Annotated in this window: 18 protein-coding genes and 1 pseudogene; 9 read left to right on the top strand and 10 right to left on the bottom strand. The window is 64.0% G+C overall.

Going from position 1 to position 20149, the window contains the following annotated elements; genetic code table 11:
* Positions 1-126: 126 nt before the first annotated feature.
* Positions 127-672, bottom strand: a complete 546-nt coding sequence (locus tag ACESMT_RS03020) for an isochorismatase family protein (protein WP_372825098.1) — start codon at positions 670-672, stop codon at positions 127-129.
* A gap of 145 nt (positions 673-817) precedes the next feature.
* Between ACESMT_RS03020 and ACESMT_RS03025 the strand changes: the two genes are divergently transcribed.
* Positions 818-1726, top strand: a complete 909-nt coding sequence (locus ACESMT_RS03025) for a LysR family transcriptional regulator (protein WP_372825099.1) — start codon at positions 818-820, stop codon at positions 1724-1726.
* On the opposite strand, the gene ACESMT_RS03030 is transcribed toward ACESMT_RS03025, so the two are convergent.
* Positions 1694-2035, bottom strand: coding sequence for a hypothetical protein (locus tag ACESMT_RS03030; RefSeq protein ID WP_372825100.1), 342 nt, complete (start codon positions 2033-2035; stop codon positions 1694-1696). The two genes, ACESMT_RS03025 and ACESMT_RS03030, sit on opposite strands and share 33 nt — an antisense overlap.
* Before the next feature lie 812 nt (positions 2036-2847).
* On the opposite strand from ACESMT_RS03030, the gene ACESMT_RS03035 reads away from it, so the two are divergent.
* Complete coding sequence (locus ACESMT_RS03035) at positions 2848-4920, top strand: FAD-dependent oxidoreductase (protein WP_372825101.1); 2073 nt, start codon at positions 2848-2850, stop codon at positions 4918-4920.
* Between the two features lie 111 nt (positions 4921-5031).
* Entirely contained in the window at positions 5032-5256 is a 225-nt protein-coding gene (locus ACESMT_RS03040; RefSeq protein ID WP_372825102.1) for a CsbD family protein, read from the top strand.
* Positions 5257-5515: 259 nt separating this feature from the next.
* On the opposite strand, the gene ACESMT_RS03045 is transcribed toward ACESMT_RS03040, so the two are convergent.
* From ACESMT_RS03045 to ACESMT_RS03055, 3 genes are all read right to left on the bottom strand, one after another.
* Complete coding sequence (locus tag ACESMT_RS03045) at positions 5516-6628, bottom strand: NAD(P)/FAD-dependent oxidoreductase (RefSeq protein ID WP_372825103.1); 1113 nt, start codon at positions 6626-6628, stop codon at positions 5516-5518.
* Positions 6629-6631: 3 nt separating this feature from the next.
* Positions 6632-7498, bottom strand: a complete 867-nt coding sequence (locus tag ACESMT_RS03050) for an N-formylglutamate amidohydrolase (RefSeq protein WP_372825104.1) — start codon at positions 7496-7498, stop codon at positions 6632-6634.
* A gap of 105 nt (positions 7499-7603) precedes the next feature.
* Positions 7604-8488 (bottom strand): LysR family transcriptional regulator, encoded by an 885-nt coding sequence (locus ACESMT_RS03055; protein ID WP_372825105.1) that lies wholly within the window; start codon positions 8486-8488, stop codon positions 7604-7606.
* A 144-nt stretch (positions 8489-8632) separates the two neighbouring features.
* On the opposite strand from ACESMT_RS03055, the gene ACESMT_RS03060 reads away from it, so the two are divergent.
* Positions 8633-9085, top strand: a complete 453-nt coding sequence (locus tag ACESMT_RS03060; RefSeq protein WP_372825106.1) for a multidrug/biocide efflux PACE transporter — start codon at positions 8633-8635, stop codon at positions 9083-9085.
* Here the strand turns inward: ACESMT_RS03060 and ACESMT_RS03065 are convergent.
* The 3 genes from ACESMT_RS03065 to ACESMT_RS03075 form a co-directional block, all read right to left on the bottom strand.
* The gene (locus tag ACESMT_RS03065) at positions 9074-9898 is read right to left on the bottom strand and encodes a metallophosphoesterase (protein ID WP_372825107.1); all 825 of its coding nucleotides are present in this window, start codon (positions 9896-9898) and stop codon (positions 9074-9076) included. The two genes, ACESMT_RS03060 and ACESMT_RS03065, sit on opposite strands and share 12 nt — an antisense overlap.
* The gene (locus tag ACESMT_RS03070; protein ID WP_372825108.1) at positions 9895-10875 is read right to left on the bottom strand and encodes a diacylglycerol kinase family protein; all 981 of its coding nucleotides are present in this window, start codon (positions 10873-10875) and stop codon (positions 9895-9897) included. The genes ACESMT_RS03065 and ACESMT_RS03070 overlap by 4 nt, the downstream gene beginning before the upstream one ends.
* Positions 10876-10966: 91 nt before the next feature.
* Entirely contained in the window at positions 10967-11689 is a 723-nt protein-coding gene (locus tag ACESMT_RS03075; RefSeq protein ID WP_372825109.1) for an SIMPL domain-containing protein, read from the bottom strand.
* 272 nt (positions 11690-11961) lie between these two features.
* Here ACESMT_RS03075 and ompR point away from each other — a divergent pair, with 272 nt between their 5' ends.
* Together ompR and ACESMT_RS03085 are read left to right on the top strand one after the other, a co-directional pair.
* Positions 11962-12699 (top strand): two-component system response regulator OmpR, encoded by a 738-nt coding sequence (gene ompR, locus ACESMT_RS03080; RefSeq protein WP_372825110.1) that lies wholly within the window; start codon positions 11962-11964, stop codon positions 12697-12699.
* 85 nt (positions 12700-12784) lie between these two features.
* A pseudogene (locus ACESMT_RS03085) lies at positions 12785-14161 on the top strand (ATP-binding protein).
* 173 nt (positions 14162-14334) lie between these two features.
* On the opposite strand, the gene ispF reads toward ACESMT_RS03085, so the two are convergent.
* Both ispF and ispD read right to left on the bottom strand, forming a co-directional pair.
* A complete protein-coding gene (gene ispF / locus ACESMT_RS03090) occupies positions 14335-14814 on the bottom strand; it encodes a 2-C-methyl-D-erythritol 2,4-cyclodiphosphate synthase (protein ID WP_372825111.1) in 480 nt (159 codons plus the stop codon).
* Between the two features lie 124 nt (positions 14815-14938).
* The gene (gene ispD, locus ACESMT_RS03095) at positions 14939-15724 is read right to left on the bottom strand and encodes a 2-C-methyl-D-erythritol 4-phosphate cytidylyltransferase (protein ID WP_372825112.1); all 786 of its coding nucleotides are present in this window, start codon (positions 15722-15724) and stop codon (positions 14939-14941) included.
* Positions 15725-15864: 140 nt separating this feature from the next.
* On the opposite strand from ispD, the gene mfd reads away from it, so the two are divergent.
* The 3 genes from mfd to ACESMT_RS03110 are packed head-to-tail and all read left to right on the top strand — an operon-like array spanning position 15865 to position 20125.
* On the top strand, positions 15865-19368 hold the full coding sequence (gene mfd, locus ACESMT_RS03100; RefSeq protein WP_372825113.1) for a transcription-repair coupling factor: 3504 nt from the start codon (positions 15865-15867) through the stop codon (positions 19366-19368).
* 59 nt (positions 19369-19427) lie between these two features.
* A complete protein-coding gene (locus ACESMT_RS03105; protein WP_372825114.1) occupies positions 19428-19697 on the top strand; it encodes an antitoxin in 270 nt (89 codons plus the stop codon).
* Positions 19697-20125 carry a type II toxin-antitoxin system VapC family toxin gene (locus ACESMT_RS03110; protein WP_372825115.1) on the top strand — a complete coding sequence of 143 codons (429 nt, stop codon included), beginning with the start codon at positions 19697-19699 and terminating at the stop codon, positions 20123-20125. Before ACESMT_RS03105 ends, ACESMT_RS03110 begins: the two co-directional genes overlap by 1 nt.
* Positions 20126-20149 lie beyond the last annotated feature (24 nt).

Genomic DNA, 20149 nt, shown 5'->3' on the forward strand with positions numbered 1-20149 from the left:
CACTGGACTGCGGCAGGTCTTCGAACAGGCCCGCCTTGCTCGCCACGTCTTCTTGCTCTGTTGGATTTGACATGCCGTTTCGACAAACCAGTCGGCGGTGAGTTCAATGAGATTGGAGAAAAACTCTCACTCTCTCAGGCGGTGCTTGAAGACAGTGATATCACCCGGCACCACGGTCAATTCATCCACCACTTGCGCTCCCCACTGGCCTGCCACCACCGACAGACCATGGTCTTGCGGCGAGCGCTCCGCATAACCGACGCCATCGGCGGCGCGCTTGCCCTTGAACTGGACAGTAGGGCTCAGGTTCAACCGGTCCGGCCGCACACCCCAGTTCAACCAGAGTACCGCGCCGCCTGCGGCACGCCAGGCCAGAAGCAGCCCGGCAATCGCAGGAATTGGCTTGCGCATCGGCTTGACACTGATGCCTTTTTGCCCGAACCAGCCCTTCGGGTGGCAGAAATCATTTTGCATATCGACGACCACCAACGCGCTGCGGGCGATGTCGATCTCAATGCTCTGCGGCAGTGCATCCAGACGCACAGCCTTGGTGCGCGGCGGTTTACGCACCAGACTCACACCCTGCGCGGTGAGTGTCCACGCGTTCTGGGACGAAGGGCCGAAGGAAGTGGGCTCCAAAGCAGTGCGAGATGGGACGGACGTGCGTTTCATGCGAAGTATTAAGCACGGGCCGTGCCCCAAACCGGCCTCGGTATGTGCTTTTTCAAGCTCTCTGCGTTGCCGTTCAGGCAACGCTTGCAACGCACATGGCACCAATCCTGCGAGCACCCAGCGCTATGCACGCTGCCGCCCGCCCATGAACCACCTGCGCTTTCTCCGCTATGTCGATGAAGTCGCGCGGGTGGGCTCCATCCGGCAGGCGGCCGAGCGCATGCATGTGGCGCCATCTGCGGTGAACCGCCGCATCCAGGACCTCGAAGGAGAGTTGGGCACCCCGATCTTCGAGCGCCTGCCCCGCGGTGTGCGACTCACCGCTGCGGGCGAGCTTTTTGTGGGCTATATCCGGAGCCGTTCAGCGCAGCTGGAACACGTACGTTCTGAAATCGAGGACCTGCAAGGCCTTCGGCGCGGCAGCGTCAGAATCGTCACCAGCCAGGCTCTCGCCCCGGTGTTCCTGCCTGGCGCGGTCGCGGGTTTTCGTGCGACGCATCCACTGGTTCAGGTACACGCCGGGATTGGCGACCATGTTCAGGCGGTGCAGTCGCTGCGCGATTTCGCGATCGATCTTGCGCTGGTGTTTAACCTCGCGCCCGAGGCCGACATCAAGCGCATCGCCGACTTCGAGCAAAAACTGGTGGCCACCATGCACCGCGACCATCCGCTGGCCGCTCGCGCCGAGCTGCGGATCAGTGAATGCGTCAACTACCCGCTGGTTTTACCCGAAGGCGACATCGGCGGACGCCAATTGCTCGACCGCTTCCTGGCCCGCAGCTCCATCAAGCTGCGGCCGGTGGTGGAAAGCAACAGTTTTGAGTTCATGCGCGGCTACCTTTACCATGAGCAGGCCATTTCATTTCAGATCGCCATCGGCGCGGTCACCAACGGCGGCCAGCTGGTGGCGCGCGAAATCGCGGACCGCGGGTTTCCGCGCGGGCAACTGGTACTGGCCAGCCTGCGCAACCGGCAACTGCCGGTGATTGCCCATGCATTCGCAGAGCATCTGATGGCATCGTTAACCGCCCAAGGCGCCGCCAGGCAAGCCTGAGGGCATAGGCCGACAGGTGGCTAGCCAGCCCGGCAGTTGCGGCAGGCGTTTCTTGATGCCGCTGCCGCCATCGACGTTGAAGGTCGCCAGCGTCATCCGGGCTTGCGGCGGTAGGCCTCGGCGCCGCCCCCCCCCACCGCCATCGGAGAACTCATGCTGGTCCAGCGGATTTTTGTGGCCGGGTAGCACCGGCGCTTCGATCAGGGTGCTGGCGCTGTTATCGGTGCTGTCGGTATCAGCGCGGGGCGGCGGGGCGGGGGTTGCATCAATGCCTTTGACGTGGCCAGGTGGGGTGGTGGTGTCGGACATGGCGGCTCCTTGGTGTGATCCTTGAACTTAGCAGCGTCGGGGCCGACGGCCTGTCGGACAAGGCCGCTAGCCGGGGTGCCCTTGCCCGCGCCAGGACTTGCGCCGGGATCGTTGTTCGATGACTCGTACTGTGGGGTCTGCCTACTGGCCGGGTCTCGCCCCGGCGGGCGACTCACTTTCTCTTGCTTCGCCAAGAGAAAGTAAGCAAAGAGAAGGCGACCCGATGGTCTGGGTCCCCTGCGCTGCGCTCCGGGGCAACCTGCGGTGCTCACCGAAAACGGGGTCGAGCTCGAACTCGCCTTCGGCTCAAACAATCGCTCGCCCTGATCCGTTTTCGGCTGTGCTCCTCGGCCCAGCCCGACGGGTGGGGGAGCGGGTGCGGAGTCGGAGTCGGAGTCGGAGTCGGGGATGGATTCCGGCCTTCGCCGGAATGACAGAAGGTGTGCGCGCAAAGCGCACACACCGCTGAATACGCGTCCGTCATGTTTGCACGCGAGCGCAGCACACGCGGCCAAATGAGGCCCCCCTCCATCGCCCAGCGGGGCGAGGGAGGGGTTGGGGGTGGGAGTGGGGAGTTCAACCTACTGCCCTCAGCCAACCGGGGACGCAGCGTGATGCCGGACTGTGAAAGAAAAGTGCCTCCAGCCCTTACGCAACAACCGCAACCAGCTATCAATACAGGAGCAAGCAAGGACCCCAGCGCCCTCACCGTCCTCGATGGGGTTTGCCCGCAGGCCGCGCCCAAGTGACCCGCCGCGCGCCCGTCAGCGACTACCATGCAGGCACATCCGGATTTCAAAGCAAAAAACACCATGACCCCCACCTCCCCCTACCCCCACTTGCTGGCCCCGCTGGACCTCGGTTTCACCACGCTGAAAAACCGCGTGCTGATGGGCAGCATGCACACCGGGCTGGAAGACGGGCGCAAACACTTTCCGGCGATGGCTGCGTATTTTGCCGAGCGCGCGCGCGGCGGCGTCGGCCTCATGGTCACCGGCGGATTTGCGCCCAACATCGCCGGCTGGACCAAACCGTTTGCCGGCATGCTCGCCAGCTCAGGCGCAGCGCGGCGCCACAAGCAGGTGACCGCCGCGGTGCATGCCGAGGGCGGCAAGATTGCGCTGCAGATCCTGCACACCGGGCGTTACGGCTACCACCCCTTGTGTGTGGCGCCGTCCCGCATCCAGAGCCCGATCTCGCCGTTCACGCCGTTCGAACTCAGCGCCGGCGGCATCGAAAGGCAGTTCAAGGCTTTTATCCGCTGCGCGCTGCTGGCGCGCGAGGCCGGTTATGACGGCGTTGAAATCATGGGCAGCGAAGGTTATTTCATCAACCAGTTCCTGGTCACCCACACCAACCAGCGCACCGATGACTGGGGCGGCAGTTATGCCAATCGCATGCGGCTGGCGGTCGAGATCGTGCGACGTACGCGCGAAGCGGTGGGGCCAGACTTCATCATCATCTACCGCCTGTCCATGATCGACCTGATCCCGGACGGCAGCAGTTGGGAAGAAGTGGTGCTGCTGGCCAAGGCCGTCGAGGCGGCCGGCGCCACGATCATCAACAGCGGCATCGGCTGGCACGAGGCGCGTGTGCCGACGATTGCGACCTCGGTGCCGCGCGGTGCCTTCACCTGGGTCACGAAAAAGCTGAGGGACGAATTGCGCGCGGCCGGCCTGACGATCCCGCTGATCACCAGCAACCGGCTCAACACGCCGGAAGTGGCCGAACAGGTGCTGGCCGACGGCAGCGCCGACATGGTCAGCATGGCGCGGCCTTTTCTGGCCGACCCCGAGTTCGTCAACAAGGCGGCGCGTGGCCGCAGCCAGGAGATCAACACCTGCATCGCCTGCAACCAGGCCTGCCTGGACCACGCCTTCCAGGCAAAAATCGCCAGCTGCCTGGTCAACCCGCGCGCCTGCCATGAACTGGAGCTGGTGATACGCATTGCCACCGCCAAAAAGCGCGTCGCCGTGATCGGCGCTGGCCCGGCCGGCCTGGCGGCGGCCACCACCCTGGCCCAGCGCGGCCACAGTGTGGATCTGTTCGACGCGGCAGACCGAATTGGCGGCCAGTTCAACCTGGCCAAACGTGTGCCGGGCAAGGAAGAGTTCGAGGAGACCCTGCGCTACTTCGGTCAGCGCATCACCGCCACCGGCGTGCGCCTGCACCTGAACACACGCGTGGATGCGGCCAGCCTGATTGCACAGAAGTTCGACGAAGTGTTGCTCGCCACCGGCGTCACGCCGCGCAACCCGCGCATTGCCGGGCAGGACCACCCCCAGGTGCTGAGCTACATCGACGTGTTGCTGGGCCGGCAGCCGGTGGGCCAGCGCGTGGCGCTGATAGGCGCGGGCGGCATTGGTTTTGACGTGGCGGAGTTTCTCGTCACGCTACCCGGCCATTCCACGGCGCTGGACCTGCCGGCCTGGCTGGCCGAGTGGGGCGTGGCCGACCCTGGCGAAGTGCGCGGCGGCGTGGTGCGACCGGCGCCTGACGCGCCGGCACGGCAGGTCACGCTGCTGCAGCGCAAACCGGGCAAGCTCGGGAAAAACCTGGGTAAAACCACCGGATGGATACACCGCGCGGCACTCAAGATGAAAAACGTGGAGATGCTCTCAGGCGTCAACTACGAACGCATCGGCGACGACGGCGCGGGTGGCCTGGGCCTCTTCATCACCTTCGGCGAAAAGCACCAGGACGGCACAGTGCTCAGCGTGGACAACATCGTGTTGTGCGCTGGCCAGGAGCCGCTGCGTGAGCTGCTGGAGCCTTTGCGCGCCGCCGGTGTAAAAACCCAGCTGATCGGCGGCGCCGATGAGGCGTCGGAGCTGGACGCCAAGCGCGCGATTGACCAGGGCACGCGGGTGGCTGCGGCGGTATGAGCGATGGGCCTTGAAGCTGTCACCGCCCAGTCAGACGTGTAGGCCGGCGCTGACACGGTGGCAGGGCACCGCCCTTCCCGGGCGTCTTGTGCGCCGCTATACCTTGAAGCCATGGAATTTTCCATGTTGCTTGAAAGGCAAATCATGAACAAGGACCAGGTTAAAGGAAAAGTCAAGGAAGTCGCTGGCGAGGTGCAGGAGCACAGCGGCAAGATGACGGGTAGCGCCGCGCAGCAGGCCAAGGGCCACAACCGCGAAATGGCCGGCAAAGCCCAGAAGGCGGTAGGCGATGGGCGCGAAAACCTCAAGGATCTCAAAGACATCAACAAGCGTTGAGCGTCTGATCATCACGCACAAACAAGGCCGGTATTGACCGGCCTTGTTTGCGGGCGATTGCCTCCTACCCACTTGCCTTCGAAAGACAGGAAACCGGGTTGCGGCATGGGCAAGCCAGGACAGGGTCGATGGGGCGCCCGGCGTAGCGAACTCAAGATGGAGGCCGCAGGCCGGGGGACATTCGCATCGCTGAGTGCCCCGTCGGCCAGCTCCCGCCCACAAAGTGGCGCTTATCCAGATGATTGAATGCAAAACCGTATCAGGCTCTGAGCATGCTCGCTACATGGCTGCCAATGGCCAGCGAACTGGTGAGCCCCGGCGACTCGATACCAAACAGGTTGACCAGCCCGGGCACGCCGTGTGTGCGCGGTCCCTCGATGACAAAGTCCCGGGCCGGCGCGCCCGGCGGCTGGATCTTCGGGCGTATGCCGGCATAGCCGGGCAACAACGCGCCGTCCGGCAGGGCCGGCCAGTACTTGCGGACCTCGGCATAAAAAGCTTCCCCGCGTGACGGGTCCACCAGCAGGTCATCGGGCGAGTCCACCCATTGCACGTCGGGGCCAAACTTGGCCTGGCCGCCCAGGTCAATGGTCAGGTGCACCCCCAGGCCCGCCAGTTGCGCGGCGGGTTCAGGCACGGGGTAGATCAACCGGCTGAAGGGCGAGCGTCCGGACAACGTGAAGTAATTGCCCTTGGCGTAATACGCCGGCGGAACAAAAGCGGGATCCAGCCCCGCAAAGTGCGCAGCCAGCGCCGGCGCCTGCAGGCCAGCGGCATTGACGACGCTTGAGGCTTCCAGCTCGGTACCATCTTGCGCTACCAAAGTGATAGCGCCCTGCCCGCACTGCGCGTGGGCCAGCGGTGAATTAAACACCACAAACCCGCCGGCATGCTCAAGGTCGCCCTGCAGCGCCAGCATCAGCGCGTGGCTGTCGACAATGCCGGTGCCCGGTGAATGCACCGCCGCCACACAGGCCAGTTGCGGCTCCATCGACGTGGCCTGCTCGCGCGTGAGCAGCACCAGGTCGTTCACGCCGTTGGCAGCGGCTTTGGCCATGATGCCTCGCAGCTCAGCGGCCTGCGCCTCGCTGGTGGCGACGATGAGTTTGCCGCAGCGCTGGTGGCCGACGCCGCGTTGCCCGCAGTAGTCGTACAGCAGTTGTTTGCCCGGTACGCACAGCAGTGCCTTGAGCGAGCCCTGGGGGTAATAAATGCCGGCGTGAATGACCTCGCTGTTGCGCGAACTGGTGCCCGTGCCTATGGCATTCGCGGCCTCCAGCACCATCACCTCCCGGCCCTGCAGCGCCAGCGCGCGCGCCACCGCCAGGCCCACCACGCCAGCGCCGATGACGACGCAATCGACCTTGTCCATGGCTCAGGCGGGCAGCGCGCGTGGATCGGTCGCCAACAGCTGCTGCACCAGCGACTGCAGGCTGGTTTGCAGGGGCGCAAAACCGGTGTTGATCTCCAGCGTTTTTTCGTCCATGTACAACTTGCGGTTGATCTCCAGCTGGATGCTGTGGCGATGCTGCTGCGGCGCGCCGTAGCGGCGCACCAGCTCCACGCCTTTGTACGGGTGGTTGTAGGCGACGCTGTAGCCCAGCCCTTTGAGGTGCTCGCACACCAGCCGGGACATCGACGCGGCAGCGGTGGATCCGTCGCGGTCACCGACCACAAAATCGGCATGCGCCTCGCCGGGAAAATCGGTGGCGTTGCCGGACGCAATTGCCGGCATCGAGTGGCAATTGATGTGGATGCTGTAGCCGTGCTTCGCGTGCGCCGCGTCTATGGCCTGGGCCACCGCAGCGTGGTAGGGCTGCCAACACTGCGCAATGCGCGCTTGCACTTCGGCCACGGTGAGCTTGCGCGTGTAAATGGCCGCGCCGTCGTCGGTGGTGCGCCAGATCAGCCCCTTGCCCAGGCGCACCTTGCCCATGACGCGTGGGTCCTCCGACACGGCATGCGGCCAGGTCTCGCCGAACAGGCTGACATCCACCTCGGTGGTGTCGCGGTTGGCATCGAGGTAGCTGCGCGGAAAAAACGCCTCGACCCAGCCCACCCCCAGCGCCGGCGCAAAGTCGTAGAGCTTGTCGACATGGGTGTCTTCCGTGCGACGCAAGGTAGCCAACTCGCCGGCAAACGCAAAGTCGTCAGGATAGCGGGTGCCGCTGTGCGGCGAGTCGAGCACCAGCGCCGTGTGGCCGGGCAGGTATCGGACCAGGGGGGAAACTGATGAAGTCATGGGTTTGATTGTGCCCCCGCCAGCGGCCGACGTGAAACAGCGGGATTCGCTATCAAATCAATAGCTTCTCGCGCCCACCAGGCAAGGGCTGGAGCCAGATTTTCCCTATAAAACCGGCTCAGGGGGTGGCGCCAGCATCTCCTGCAGCAGCCAGGTGCCGGCGCGGCCCAGCGGCCGCTGGCGTGACCAGACGGCGTCCACCGGCACGCGCTGCGGCCAGCCGCGCGCATCGAGCTCGTGGAGTTTGCCGACGGCAAAACGCGTGACCATCCAGCGCGGAATCGCGGCCCAGCCAAAACCCAGCACCGCCATCTCCATCAGCATCAGGTAGCTGGGCGCCGACCAGGAGCGGCGGGCCGCCGGCATCACCTGGTCGGCCCGGCCCAGGTAGGTGTCGAGGCGCAACTCGCGGTGCTGGGCCAGCACTTGAGGCGTGATGTCCTTCATGCCGGCCAACGCGTGGCCGGCGGCCACGAACAGGGTGATCTCGGACTGTTCGGCAATCGTCGCCGCGCCGATGTCGGGCGGGTACACCCCCTGCGCGCCCACCACGCCAATGTGCGCGCGCCCGGTTTGCACCAGGGACACCAGGTCGCCGTGTTCGGCGATCAGGCACTCGAACTCCAGGTCGGGAAAACGCTGCTCGAAAGCGGTCAGCATGTCTTCAAAACGGTCGGACTGGTAGGTGTCCGACCACACCACGCTGAGCCTGGCCTCCAGCCCGCCACCCAGCTGGCTGGCCGACAGGTCGAGCCGGTCGCTGGCGGCCAGAATTTCCTGCACCTTGCCCAGTACCACGCGGCCATGTTCGGTCAGCGTGGGCTTGCGGCTGCTGCGGTCGAACAGGCTCAGGCCGAGGTCGATTTCGAGGTTGGCAATCGCGCTGCTGACGGTGGACTGGCTTTTGCCCAGCTTGCGGGCGGCGGCCGAAAACGAACCGAGCGTGGCGGCTTCGGCAAAGGCGGTCAGGGCTTCGGGGGAATGGCGCATGGGGGGTGTGAGCTCCACATCTATCTATTTTGTAGATGGTTATTGATTTTAAAGTAATGGAAATTACGATAAAAATTGCAACCTTCTTCGTTTAGCCCCCTGTCCTGTTTAGCCCCCCTTTCCTTTTCACGTCTTAAGCCCCCCATGAGCCTGCAGAAGTCAGTCAAAGAACGTTTTTTTCACGCCCTCGGTTTTGAGGTGCTGGCCATCGCCATCTGCGCGCCGCTGGGGGCCTGGCTGCTCGGTTATCCGCTGGCCCACATGGGTTTGCTCACCTTGATGATTTCGCTGATCGCGATGCTCTGGAACATGGTTTTCAACGCGGTATTTGACGGCGCCCAGCGCCGACTGGGTTTCCGGCGCACGCTGGGTGCGCGTGCCGTGCATTCGGTGCTGTTTGAAGTCGGGCTGGTCATTGCCGTCGTGCCGCTGGCCGCCTGGTGGCTGGGCATCGGGCTGTGGGAAGCCTTTGTGCTGGACATCGGTATCGTGCTGTTTTTTCTGCCTTACACCTTTGCCTTCAACTGGAGCTACGACCACCTGCGCGCGCGGGTGGTGGCCCGGCAGGTACGCAAAAAAGGTCTGTCAGCCGTCTGACGCGGCTAGCGCGCGGTCCGGCGGCAGCTCGCTGGTGTGCGCCAGCTCAAAACGCTGCGCGCCCGCCGCATAGTCCCAGCGCTCGACCAGGCAGGTTTCCTGACCTGCCCCATAGCGGATCAGGTTCACCGAATTCGGCGCCTCGCGGCGAACCCGCGACGACAGCGCCGTGCCGGCCTGCACACACCACATGCGCCGCGCCAGGCCGGGTACCTGCGATGACAGCTCGCACACATAAGGCAGGTGGATATGGCCGCCCATCACGATGTCGGCCCCAGCCGCTGCCCAGGCGCGCACCGCGGGCTCCCAGCCGCGCAGGCGGTCATGTTCGTCTTCGGGGCGCAGCACCACCACCGGCTGGTGCACCACAACGACCCGCAAGCGGCCGGGAGCGGCGCGCTGGAGTTCACCCGCCACACGCGCCACCTGGGCAGCGGACACCTCGCCGTTTTTATGCCGCCAGCGCCGCGTGGTTTTTACGCCGATCAGGCAAAAGGCAGATGTCTGCAGCGACGCCTCCAGGTCTGGTCCGAAGGCGCGCAGATAACCGGCATAGGGGCTGGCCAGGCGCTGCCAGAGATTGAACAGCGGAATGTCGTGGTTGCCAGGCAACGCCAGCATGGCCGGAATTGCCAGGCGGTCGCAAAACGCCCGCGCATCACTGAACTGCCAGGCGCGCGCACGTTGGGTGATGTCACCTGACAGCACCAGCACATCGGGCCGCTGCGCATGCGCCATCTGCACGAGCGCTTCGGCCACGGCGGGCTGCACGGTGCCGAAATGCGGATGGGAGATCTGCAGCAGCCGGGTCATGCGACCTCCACCCGGTCAGCCGGCGCTGGCACCAGCAACCACAAGGGCTGGGGCGCAACTTCAAAAACCAGCGGCGTGTGCATCCAGGCAATCTCGCCGTCGGTCGCCACCTTGATGCGTTTGACACCTTTGGGCGTGACCGTCAGGCGATGGAAGGAAAAGCTGTCGATGTTGTGGGCCTCGCCAAGCTGTCCCAGCAAACCACGTATCAGCAGCCCGAAAAGTGCCAGGGTTCCAATGGGCCGCACCACAATACCCGCCAGCTGCCCCTGCTCAACCGCATCGGCCTGCTGCTCATCGATGCCGACCTGCGCAAGTTGCAGGTGGTTGTTGCCGACAAACAGGGTGGGCGTGCGCACGGCCAGCGTCCGATCGGCTGACTCAATCTGCAGGCGGAGTTGCTTGCGGCTTTGCAGCAAGGTAGCGATGCCGGACAGGAGCGCCACAAAGCGGCTGCGCCCGAGCTGCTCTTTCCAGGCCTCGCGGTCCTCCAGCAGTTGCGGATAAAGGCCCAGACTGGCGTTGACCAGAAACAGGCGCCCGTTCACCTGGCCGACCTGTACCGGCACGACGGAAGCGCCCAGCAACGCGCGGGCAGTAGCCTCGGTGTCCTGCGGAATCGCATGGGCACGGCCAAAATAATTGAAGGTGCCTTGGGGAAACACGCCCAGCGGTGCGCCGCTGCGGTGCACCGCACGCGCCACAGCGTTGATGGTGCCGTCACCGCCGGCCGCGACCACCACCCCCTGACGGGTCTGGGCCAGTGCCACCGCGCGTCTGGCCACGTCGTCTGTCTGCGCCGGCTGTTCGATCCGCAAAAACTCGAATGCCCGACCGGCTTCTTCGTACACACGCGCGATGACGGCCTGCTGCTCAGTGCTGTCGCGCCGCCCCGAGCTGACATTGATCACCACAAAAAAAGCGCCCCGGCGGGCGGCGTTGGTGACGCTGGCCACAGGGGTGTCAGAAGGGAACATGCGCATGGCGTAAGCGCTACAGCGACGCTGGTCTGTCAGCCAGAAGCCCTTTGACTTTCAGCCATGCCGCGCCGCATGGGCAGCACTCGGCTTATTTCATCTGCACGGAGCCAGACACATTGACCACCACCGTGCTTTTGCCAGCTTCGACCGGAATCGCAGAATCCGACATGGTCGACTTGGCTTCCATGGCCAGCATGCGCGGGCGGATCGGACCCTGGTCGTTGGCATTGATGGCTACCTCACGCAGCGTGTAGCTGCCAAAGCCAAAACTGCGGGCAATCTCGCCCGCCCTGGCCTTGAAACTTTCAATGGCCTGGGCCTGGGCTTCGCCTTCGACCCGGGCGCGTTGCTCGCGGCTCAGCGCGAAGCCGACATTGCCCAGGGTCAGGGTCTGGATTTTTCCGGCCGTGCTGGTGATGCGCGGGAAGTCCTTGCCTTCAAGCACGAGCTCGGTCCGGCCCTGCCAGCCGTTGATCTTGCCGTCCTTGTTGTAGCGCGGGTACAGGCTGAAGTTGCCGGTGCGCACGTCCATCAGGCCAGGTTGGGCTGATTTTTTGGCCTCGGCCAACGCGGCATCCAGTGCCTCCTTGAGCTGGTTCTGCACGCTCGCGGCGTCGGCACCGTCGCGCGTGGTGCTCATCATGATGGAAAGCAGGTCCTGCTGCACCTCGACCGAGCCGCTGGCCGACAGCTGGGCTACGTTCTGCAGCGGTGGCTGGACCAGCACCGGCTGAACAACCTGCGCCCACAGTCCGGTGGTGGTGACAGCCAGGGCGCAAAGCGCAAATTTGAGTGTGGTGGTGTTTTTCAAAGGGTCTCTTTCGATGGGAGAGATGGGGAGCGGGTCCGGTCAAAACCCAAGTGCAGAGAATGAACATAGCCGACAGTGGCCGAAGTCCTTGTCAGCAACAGCCTCTATCTGCCGTCATCCTTCGCCACCAGCCTAGGCTGCGGTGCTTATCTGCCTGTTATCCCGCTTGCTTGGGCCTGCAACTTCTGTAACAGTGTGTCAAAGTGAGATGAAAAGTCCGATTCCGGGTTTTTAGCCCTGAGAATGGCTCTGTTACAAATTACGATGGCACCATGACACAAGCAAGCAACACACCTCGCGCCGATAAGATTCTGATTCTTGACGATGATGTCCGCATCCGTGACCTGCTGCGGCGCTACCTGACCCAGGAAGGCTTTGAAGTCATCCTGGCCGAAGACAGCAAGGCCCTGAACCGCATCATGATGCGGGACGCCGTGGACCTGATCGTGCTGGACCTGATGATGCCGGGCGAGGACGGCCTGTCGATCTGCCGACGCCTGCGCGCCGCCAATGACCGCACCCCCATCATCATGTTGACCGCCAAGGGCGAGGACGTGGACCGCATCGTGGGCCTCGAAGTCGGCGCCGACGATTACCTGTCCAAACCCTTCAACCCGCGTGAGCTGCTGGCGCGCATCCACGCCGTGCTGCGCCGTCGGCCTGCTGCGGAGGTGCCCGGCGCGCCATCGAGCGAGCAGGAAGTCGTCAACTTCGGCCCCTTCGTCTTTGACATGGGGCTGCGCACCCTGCAGAAAAACGGCGAGGAGCTGCCCCTGACCACCGGCGAATTTGCCATGCTCAAGACCCTGGTGCGGCATCCGCGCCAGCCCCTGTCGCGCGAAAAGCTGGCCCAGCTGGCACGTGGCCGCGAGTTCGAGCCCTTTGACCGCAGCCTGGACGTGCAGGTCTCGCGCCTGCGCAAGCTCATTGAAGCCGACGCTGCGGTGCCGCGCTACATCCAGACGGTGTGGGGCATTGGTTATGTGTTCGTGCCGGACGGCACCAACTGACAGGCCTGGCCGCTGGCGCCCTCCCCCCGCCGGCAACAATCGTCCGCTGACGCCGCCTCTCCTTCGAGCACGCCCACCCTTTCCCATGCAAGGCACCAGCCCCGCTAATCTGGAAACCGCTCCGGCCCCGCTGGAGATACGTCCGCGCGTCGGCTTCAGCCTGTTCTGGCGCACGTTTTTCTTCCTCGCCCTGCTGCTGATTGGCTGCATCGTGGCCTGGCTGCAGACCTTCCGGGCGCTGGAGTTCGAGCCCCGTGCCGTCCAGAGCGCCCAGCAACTCGCCTCGCTGGTCAACCTCAGCCGCGCCGCCCTCAAATACTCGGACTCGATCACGCGGGTCTGGCTGATCAAGACCCTGGCCGAGGAGGAAGGTGTACGCATCTCGCCGCGCGAACCGCGCGACAAATACGAGCTGTTTGTCAACGACCCTTTCGGCGAGCGTATTGGCGACGAGCTGACCCGACGCATGGGCGCGGGCACGGTGGTGGCGAAATCCGTTAACGGTACGGCTGGCGTCTGGGTGGGATTCACGATTGACGGCGACTCCTACTGGCTGCTGACCGAACCCTCGCGCCTCGGCCCCATGCAGGGCGGCACCTGGCTGATCTGGCTGATCACGGCGGCGATTTTGTCGCTGGTGGGCGCGGCGCTGATTGCGCGGCTGATCAACCGGCCGCTCAAGCAGCTGTCGTTTGCCGCCAGCCGCATGCGCGACGGCGATTTTGATGCCAGCCTGCTTGACGAACAGGTGGCGACCAGCGAAATCCGCGAGGTCAACATCGGCTTCAACCGCATGGCCGAACAGCTGTCCAAGATCGAGTAAGACCGCGTGATCATGCTGGCCGGCATTTCCCACGACCTGCGCACCCCGCTGGCCCGCCTGCGCCTGGAAACCGAAATGAGCGTGGCCGATGCCGAGGCGCGTGCCCACATGGCCGCAGACATCACCCAGCTCGACGCCATCATCGACAAGTTTCTCGATTACGCGCGACCCGACCCGCCACAGCTGGCGCCGGTGTCGCTCAACGCCATCATTGCCGCATCGGTGTACGCAGTGGCTGACTACAACGATATGCGGGTCAACGTCACCCTGCCAGGGCAGATCACCGTGCTGGCCGACGAAGTGGAGCTCTCACGCGTGATTGCCAACCTGCTGGAAAATGCCCGGCGTTACGGCAAAAGTCCGGATACCGGCATCGCCATGGTGGACATCGCGGCCAAGGAACGCGACCAGTGGGTACTGATCAAGGTGCGCGACCACGGCACCGGCGTCGCGCCGCACGCGCTAAACAACCTGACCAAACCGTTTTTTCGCGGCGATGCCGCCCGAACCGCCGCCACCGGTGCTGGCCTGGGGCTGGCGATTGTTGAAAAAACCCTGCACCGGATGGGAGGCGTGTTTGGGCTCGCCAACACCGGTTCGGGCGGCCTGGCGGCGCATATCAGGCTAAGGAGAGGTTAGCCTCACGCTCCCAACTTCGTGTGGTTCGCTGCCCCCAGAGGGGGCGCTGCGCCTGCGGGCCGGCAGAGCCGGACCCGCGGCCCTGGCTGGTAAGGAAAAACTCTGCATCGTACTGGTCGCACGTTATGCATGAAATCGCGCTTATACCCTTATGTGGCGTGCGCAAGCAGCTACTAAAATAATAGCGCGATGGCGCGGGCTTCCATGCTCAAGCCCTGGCCCACTGGGCCGAGTTTCTCAGCGGTTTTGGCTTTGACGTTGACGCGGGAGGCGTCCAGACCGAGGGCTTCGGCCAGGCAGGCGCGCATCGCCGGAATGTGGCTGGCCAGCTTGGGGGCCTGCGCAATGACGGTGCTGTCGATATTGCCGATGCGCAAGCCGCGTTCGGCCAGCAGGCGGCCGGTTTCGCGCAGCAGGGCCACCGAATCCGCGCCCTTGAAACGCGCATCGGTGTCGGGAAAGTGGCCGCCGATGTCGCCCAGGCCTGCGGCGCCCAGCAAGGCGTCGATGATGGCGTGGATCAACACGTCGGCGTCCGAATGGCCCAACAGACCCACGGAGTGCGGTATGTTGACGCCGCCGATGATGAGCGGCCGGCCGGGCACCAGTGCGTGGGTGTCCCAGCCCTCGCCAATGCGGTATGTCGCCCCCACGCTTGTCGCTTCGCGTACTGCGCTGCCCCCCGAGGGGGCTGAACTTGCTCGGGGCGGCCCTTCGCTGCGTTCGCCAGCGCCCGCAGGCATGGCGTCAGATGGATTCGCGGCTGGTGTCATCAGATCAAACTTTCTGCGTGGCTTTGGTCGCCACCGCTTTGCGTGCCCGCGGTTTGGCCGGGGTCCGGCTTTTGATCAGGGCTTCGGCCAGCACAAAATCCTCCGGGTAGGTCACTTTGAAGTTGTGCGCGCTGCCGCGCACCAGCTTCGGCGACAGGCCAGCGGCTTCCATCGCGCTGGCCTCGTCGGTGACCGGCTCGCCCAGTGCAGCCGCCATTTTGAGGGCCTGCGTCAGCGCGCCGAGGCGAAACATCTGCGGGGTTTGCGCCAGCCACTTGTCGCCCCGCCCTATGGTCGCGAACACCCTGCCGTCCTGGCCTTGCTTGAGCGTGTCGGGCACCGGATGCGCCAGCAGGCCGCCCACCGGGTCGCTGTGGCAGGCGTCGATCAGTTGGTCCACCAGTGCGGCAGTGATCAGGCAACGCGCCGCGTCGTGCACCAGCACCCAGTCGTCGGCTTCAGCGCCCGCGATGGCCAGTTGGCCCAGCCCGTTCAGCACGCTGGCGGCGCGGCTGTCGCCACCGCAGCTCGCCACTTCGACACCGACAGGCAAGGGCCCGCTTAAAAACGTATCGTCCGGGGCCACCACGACCAGGCAGGCTTCGATGCGGGCCACCTGGGCAAACGCCGCCAGTGTGTGCCGCACCATCGGCACGCCGGCAATCGGTTGGTATTGTTTCGGCAGCGACGCGTCCTGCGCGCTGCCTGCCATGGCCCGCGTGCCCTGCCCGGCGCACGGGATCAGCGCAAAAAAACGCGGAATCAGGGATTTCGGGGAATGAGGCGCCATGCGCTGATCATAGATTCTAAAATCAGGGCGTCCAAGGTCGTCACACCCCATTCCACACGGTTTGGGGTGTTTGCCTTTTGTCCGGCTTTTTTGACTGGTTTTCGTTCCGCCTTCTCCTGCCACCTTTTCCCGACTGCTTCATGGATTTACCCAAACTGCTTCCCGGCAAACGTTACACGCTGCCCCAGCCCACCGGCTCGGCCGATGCCTTGCTGCTGGCGCAGCTGGGGCTCCGGGAAAAAGCGGCCGGCCGTCTCACCGCGATCGTCACGTCGGACGCGACCACCGCCCAGCGGCTGATGGACGAGATTGCTTTTTTTGCGCCTGATCTGCGCTGCGTCCTGTTTCCCGACTGGGAAACCCTGCCCTATGACACGTTCTCGCCACACCAGGACCTGATCAGCGAGCGCCTGGCCACCCTCTGGCGCCTGCATGCCTCGAGCGGACAGCAGGGCAAGGAAAGTGGCGCCGACCTGGTCGTCGTGCCGGCCACCACGGCGCTGTACCGTCTGGCGCCGCCGGCCTTCCTTGCCGGCTACACCTTTCATTTCAAGGTGAAGCAAAAACTTGACGAAGCCAGACTCAAGGGCCAGCTGACCCTGGCCGGTTACAGCCATGTCACGCAGGTCGTGAGCCCGGGCGAATACGCGGTGCGCGGCGGCCTGATCGACCTCTTCCCCATGGGGTCGCCCGTGCCCTACCGGGTGGATCTGTTCGACGACGAGATCGACTCCATCCGCACCTTCGACCCGGACAGCCAGCGCAGCCTCTACCCGGTGCCCGAGGTACGCTTGTTGCCGGGCCGCGAGTTCCCGATGGACGACGACGCCCGTGCCCGCTTTCGCAGCCGCTGGCGCGAGCTGCTCGAAGGCGACCCGACCAAGAGCCGCATCTACAAGGACATGGGCAATGGCGTGGCCACGGCCGGTATCGAGTACTACCTGCCGCTGTTCTTTGAAGAAACCGCAACGGTATTTGACTACCTGGGCAATGACGCCATGGTGGTCCTGCATGGCGACCTGGAGCCAGCCTTCCAGCGTTTCTGGCAGGACACCCGCGACCGCTACCGGCTGGTGCGTGATGCGCCGGACCGCCCGGCGCTGCCGCCCGAGGCGCTGTTTCTGGGCACCGAGCAGTTTTACGCGCGTGCCAATGACTATGCGCAACTGGCCATACGCCCCGCCATCGAGGACGTGGCTGACAGCGCCCACTTTCAGAAGCTGGGCGAGATGTCGGTGGTGCGCGGCGCCGAGGACCCGCTGGCCCGCTTCAAGGCGCACATCCGCAACACACCTCAGCGGGTGCTGCTGCTGGCCGAAAGCGATGGCCGGCGTGAAAGTCTGCTCGATTTCCTGCGCGCCAGCAGCCTCAGCCCGCCAGCCTTCGATTCGCTGGAAGACTTCCAGACCAGCAACGAAAAACTCGGCATTGCCACGGCGGCGCTGGCCACCGGCTTCAGCTGGCTGGAAGGCGACATCGATTTCGTCACCGAGACCGAGCTGTTCGCGGCTGGTGCGGTCACGCGCCGGCGCAACAAGAAGCAAGAGCAGGTCAGCGATGTCGAGGCGCTGATCAAGGACCTGTCCGAGCTCAATGTCGGCGACCCGGTGGTCCACAGCGCGCACGGCATAGGCCGCTACAAAGGCCTGGTCAACATGGACCTGGGCCAGGGCATCACCGAGTTTTTGCACCTGCAATACGCCGACGACGCCACGCTGTATGTGCCGGTCAGCCAGTTGCAGCAGATCAGCCGCTACACCGGCGTCTCTGCCTCCGAAGCACCGCTGCATCGGCTGGGTAGTGGCCAGTGGGAAAAAGCCAAGCGCAAGGCCGCCGAGCAGGTGCGCGACTCGGCCGCTGAACTGCTCAACATCTACGCCCGCCGCGCCGCGCGTGAAGGCCATGCCTTCCGCTACTCGCCGGACGACTACGAAAGCTTTGCCAACGACTTCGGCTTTGAGGAGACCGCTGACCAGAGCGCCGCCATCCACGCCGTCATCCAGGACATGATCAGCCCCCGCCCCATGGACCGGCTGGTTTGCGGTGACGTGGGCTTTGGCAAGACCGAGGTCGCCCTGCGCGCCGCCTTCATCGCGATTACCGGCGGCAAGCAGGTCGCACTGCTGGCACCCACCACCCTGCTGGCCGAGCAGCACTACCAGACCCTGGTGGACCGCTTTTCCAAGTGGCCGGTCAAAGTGGCCGAGATGAGCCGCTTCCGATCCGGCAAGGAGATCACCGCTGCCATCAAAGGCATCGCCGACGGCAGCATCGACATCGTGGTCGGCACCCACAAGCTGCTGAGCCAGGACGTGAAGTTCCAGCGCCTGGGCCTGCTCATCATCGACGAGGAACACCGTTTCGGCGTGCGCCACAAAGAGGCCATGAAAGCGATGCGCGCCGAGGTTGATGTACTCACGCTCACCGCCACACCGATCCCGCGCACCCTGGGCATGGCGCTCGAAGGCCTGCGCGACCTCAGTGTCATCGCCACGGCGCCGCAGCGGCGGCTGGCGATCAAGACCTTTGTGCGCAGTGAAAGCAATGGTGTGATCCGTGAAGCCGTGCTGCGCGAGCTCAAGCGCGGCGGCCAGGTCTACTTTCTGCACAACGAGGTCGAGACCATCCAGAACCGGCGCGAAAAACTCGAAGCCCTGCTGCCCGAGGCGCGCATTGCTGTTGCACACGGCCAGATGCCCGAGCGCGAACTCGAGAAAGTCATGAAAGACTTTGTGGCCCAGCGCTACAACCTGCTGCTGTGCTCGACCATCATCGAGACCGGCATCGACGTACCAACGGCCAACACCATCGTCATGAGCCGCGCCGACAAGTTCGGACTGGCGCAGTTGCACCAGCTGCGCGGCCGCGTCGGACGCAGCCACCACCAGGCCTATGCCTACCTGATGGTGCCCGACATCGAAGGCCTGACCAGACAGGCCAGCCAGCGGCTCGAAGCCATCCAGCAGATGGAAGAGCTCGGCTCGGGCTTTTACCTGGCCATGCACGACCTGGAAATTCGCGGCACCGGCGAGGTGCTGGGTGAAAACCAGAGCGGCAACATGATGGAGATCGGTTTCCAGCTCTACAACGAGATGCTCAACGAGGCGGTAGCCTCACTCAAGGCCGGGCGCGAGCCGGATTTGCTGTCGCCATTGAACGTGAGCACCGAGATCAACCTGCATGCGCCCGCCCTGCTGCCGAGCGACTACTGCGGCGATGTGCATTTACGCCTGTCTTTCTACAAAAAACTCGCCACCGCCAAAACCACCGACCAGATCGACAGCCTGCTGGAAGAAATCGTCGACCGCTTCGGCAAGCTGCCGGCGCAGGCCCAGACCCTGATCGACGTGCACCGCCTGCGCGTGATCGCCAAACCGTATGGCGTGGTCAAGGTCGATGCCGCGCCGACCCTGATCAACATCACCTTCAAAAAAGACCCGCCCATCGACTCGATGGCCATCATGCATCTGATCCAGAAGAACAAACACATCAAGCTCGCTGGCAACGACAAGCTGCGCATAGAGCGCGAGCTGAAAGAGCCAAAAGACCGCGCGCAGATGGTGCGGGATGTGTTGAAGAGTTTGGGCGTGCCGAAACTGGAAAAGCAAAATAGCCCGCCCGCAGCGCTGAATCTATCGCCGTAAAACCGTGGCCTATGCCATGGCCTATGCTAAAATGGGGCCATCATTTTTAGGAGAACGCCATGGATATGTCAATCCCTCCGCACGAGTCGCGCCTGTTTATGAATGGCCGCAATCTGGCTGCACGCATACCGCGAAGCATGGATTTAGGTACACGTGAAATTACGATTCGCCCGTTTGGCAACGGTGTACTGATCGAGCCGAGAGTAAATGCAGCGCCCAAAGGATCATTGGCCTGCATGTTGGCCCTGCTCGCCAACATGGAGCCGATTGACGATGAGTTCCCGGATGTTGACGAAGGCCTATTGCCACTCGACGACATCAATTTGTGATGGCGGCCGCAAACAATCGTCTCTGGCTTCTGGACAGCAACATCATCACAGCGCTGATGAAGCAGCCCCATGGCTTGACAGCCCAGCGCATGAACGAAGCGCTAAGCATCCAGGCCGACGCAGAAATGTGCACCAGCACAGTGGTGGTGTGCGAGATGCAATTCGGTTTGCTCAAAAACCCGTCTTCACGTCTCCTAACGGCCTATAGCCAGGCCATGCTTGGGGTGGTTGTGTACCCGCTTGACGAGGCCGTTACCTTGCACTACGCACAAATACGGCTTCACCTCGCCACATGTGGCACGCCCATCGGCCCCAATGACACCCTGATCGCCGCGCATGCGCTGGCGCTGGAAGCTATTTTGGTCACCGACAATGAGACTGAATTTCGACGTGTGCCGGGCCTGCAGATAGAAAACTGGCTTCGCTAGCTGGCTATTTTTTGAAGGAACTTC

Source organism: Polaromonas sp. (assembly GCF_041689105.1).
Lineage (GTDB): Bacteria > Pseudomonadota > Gammaproteobacteria > Burkholderiales > Burkholderiaceae_C > Polaromonas.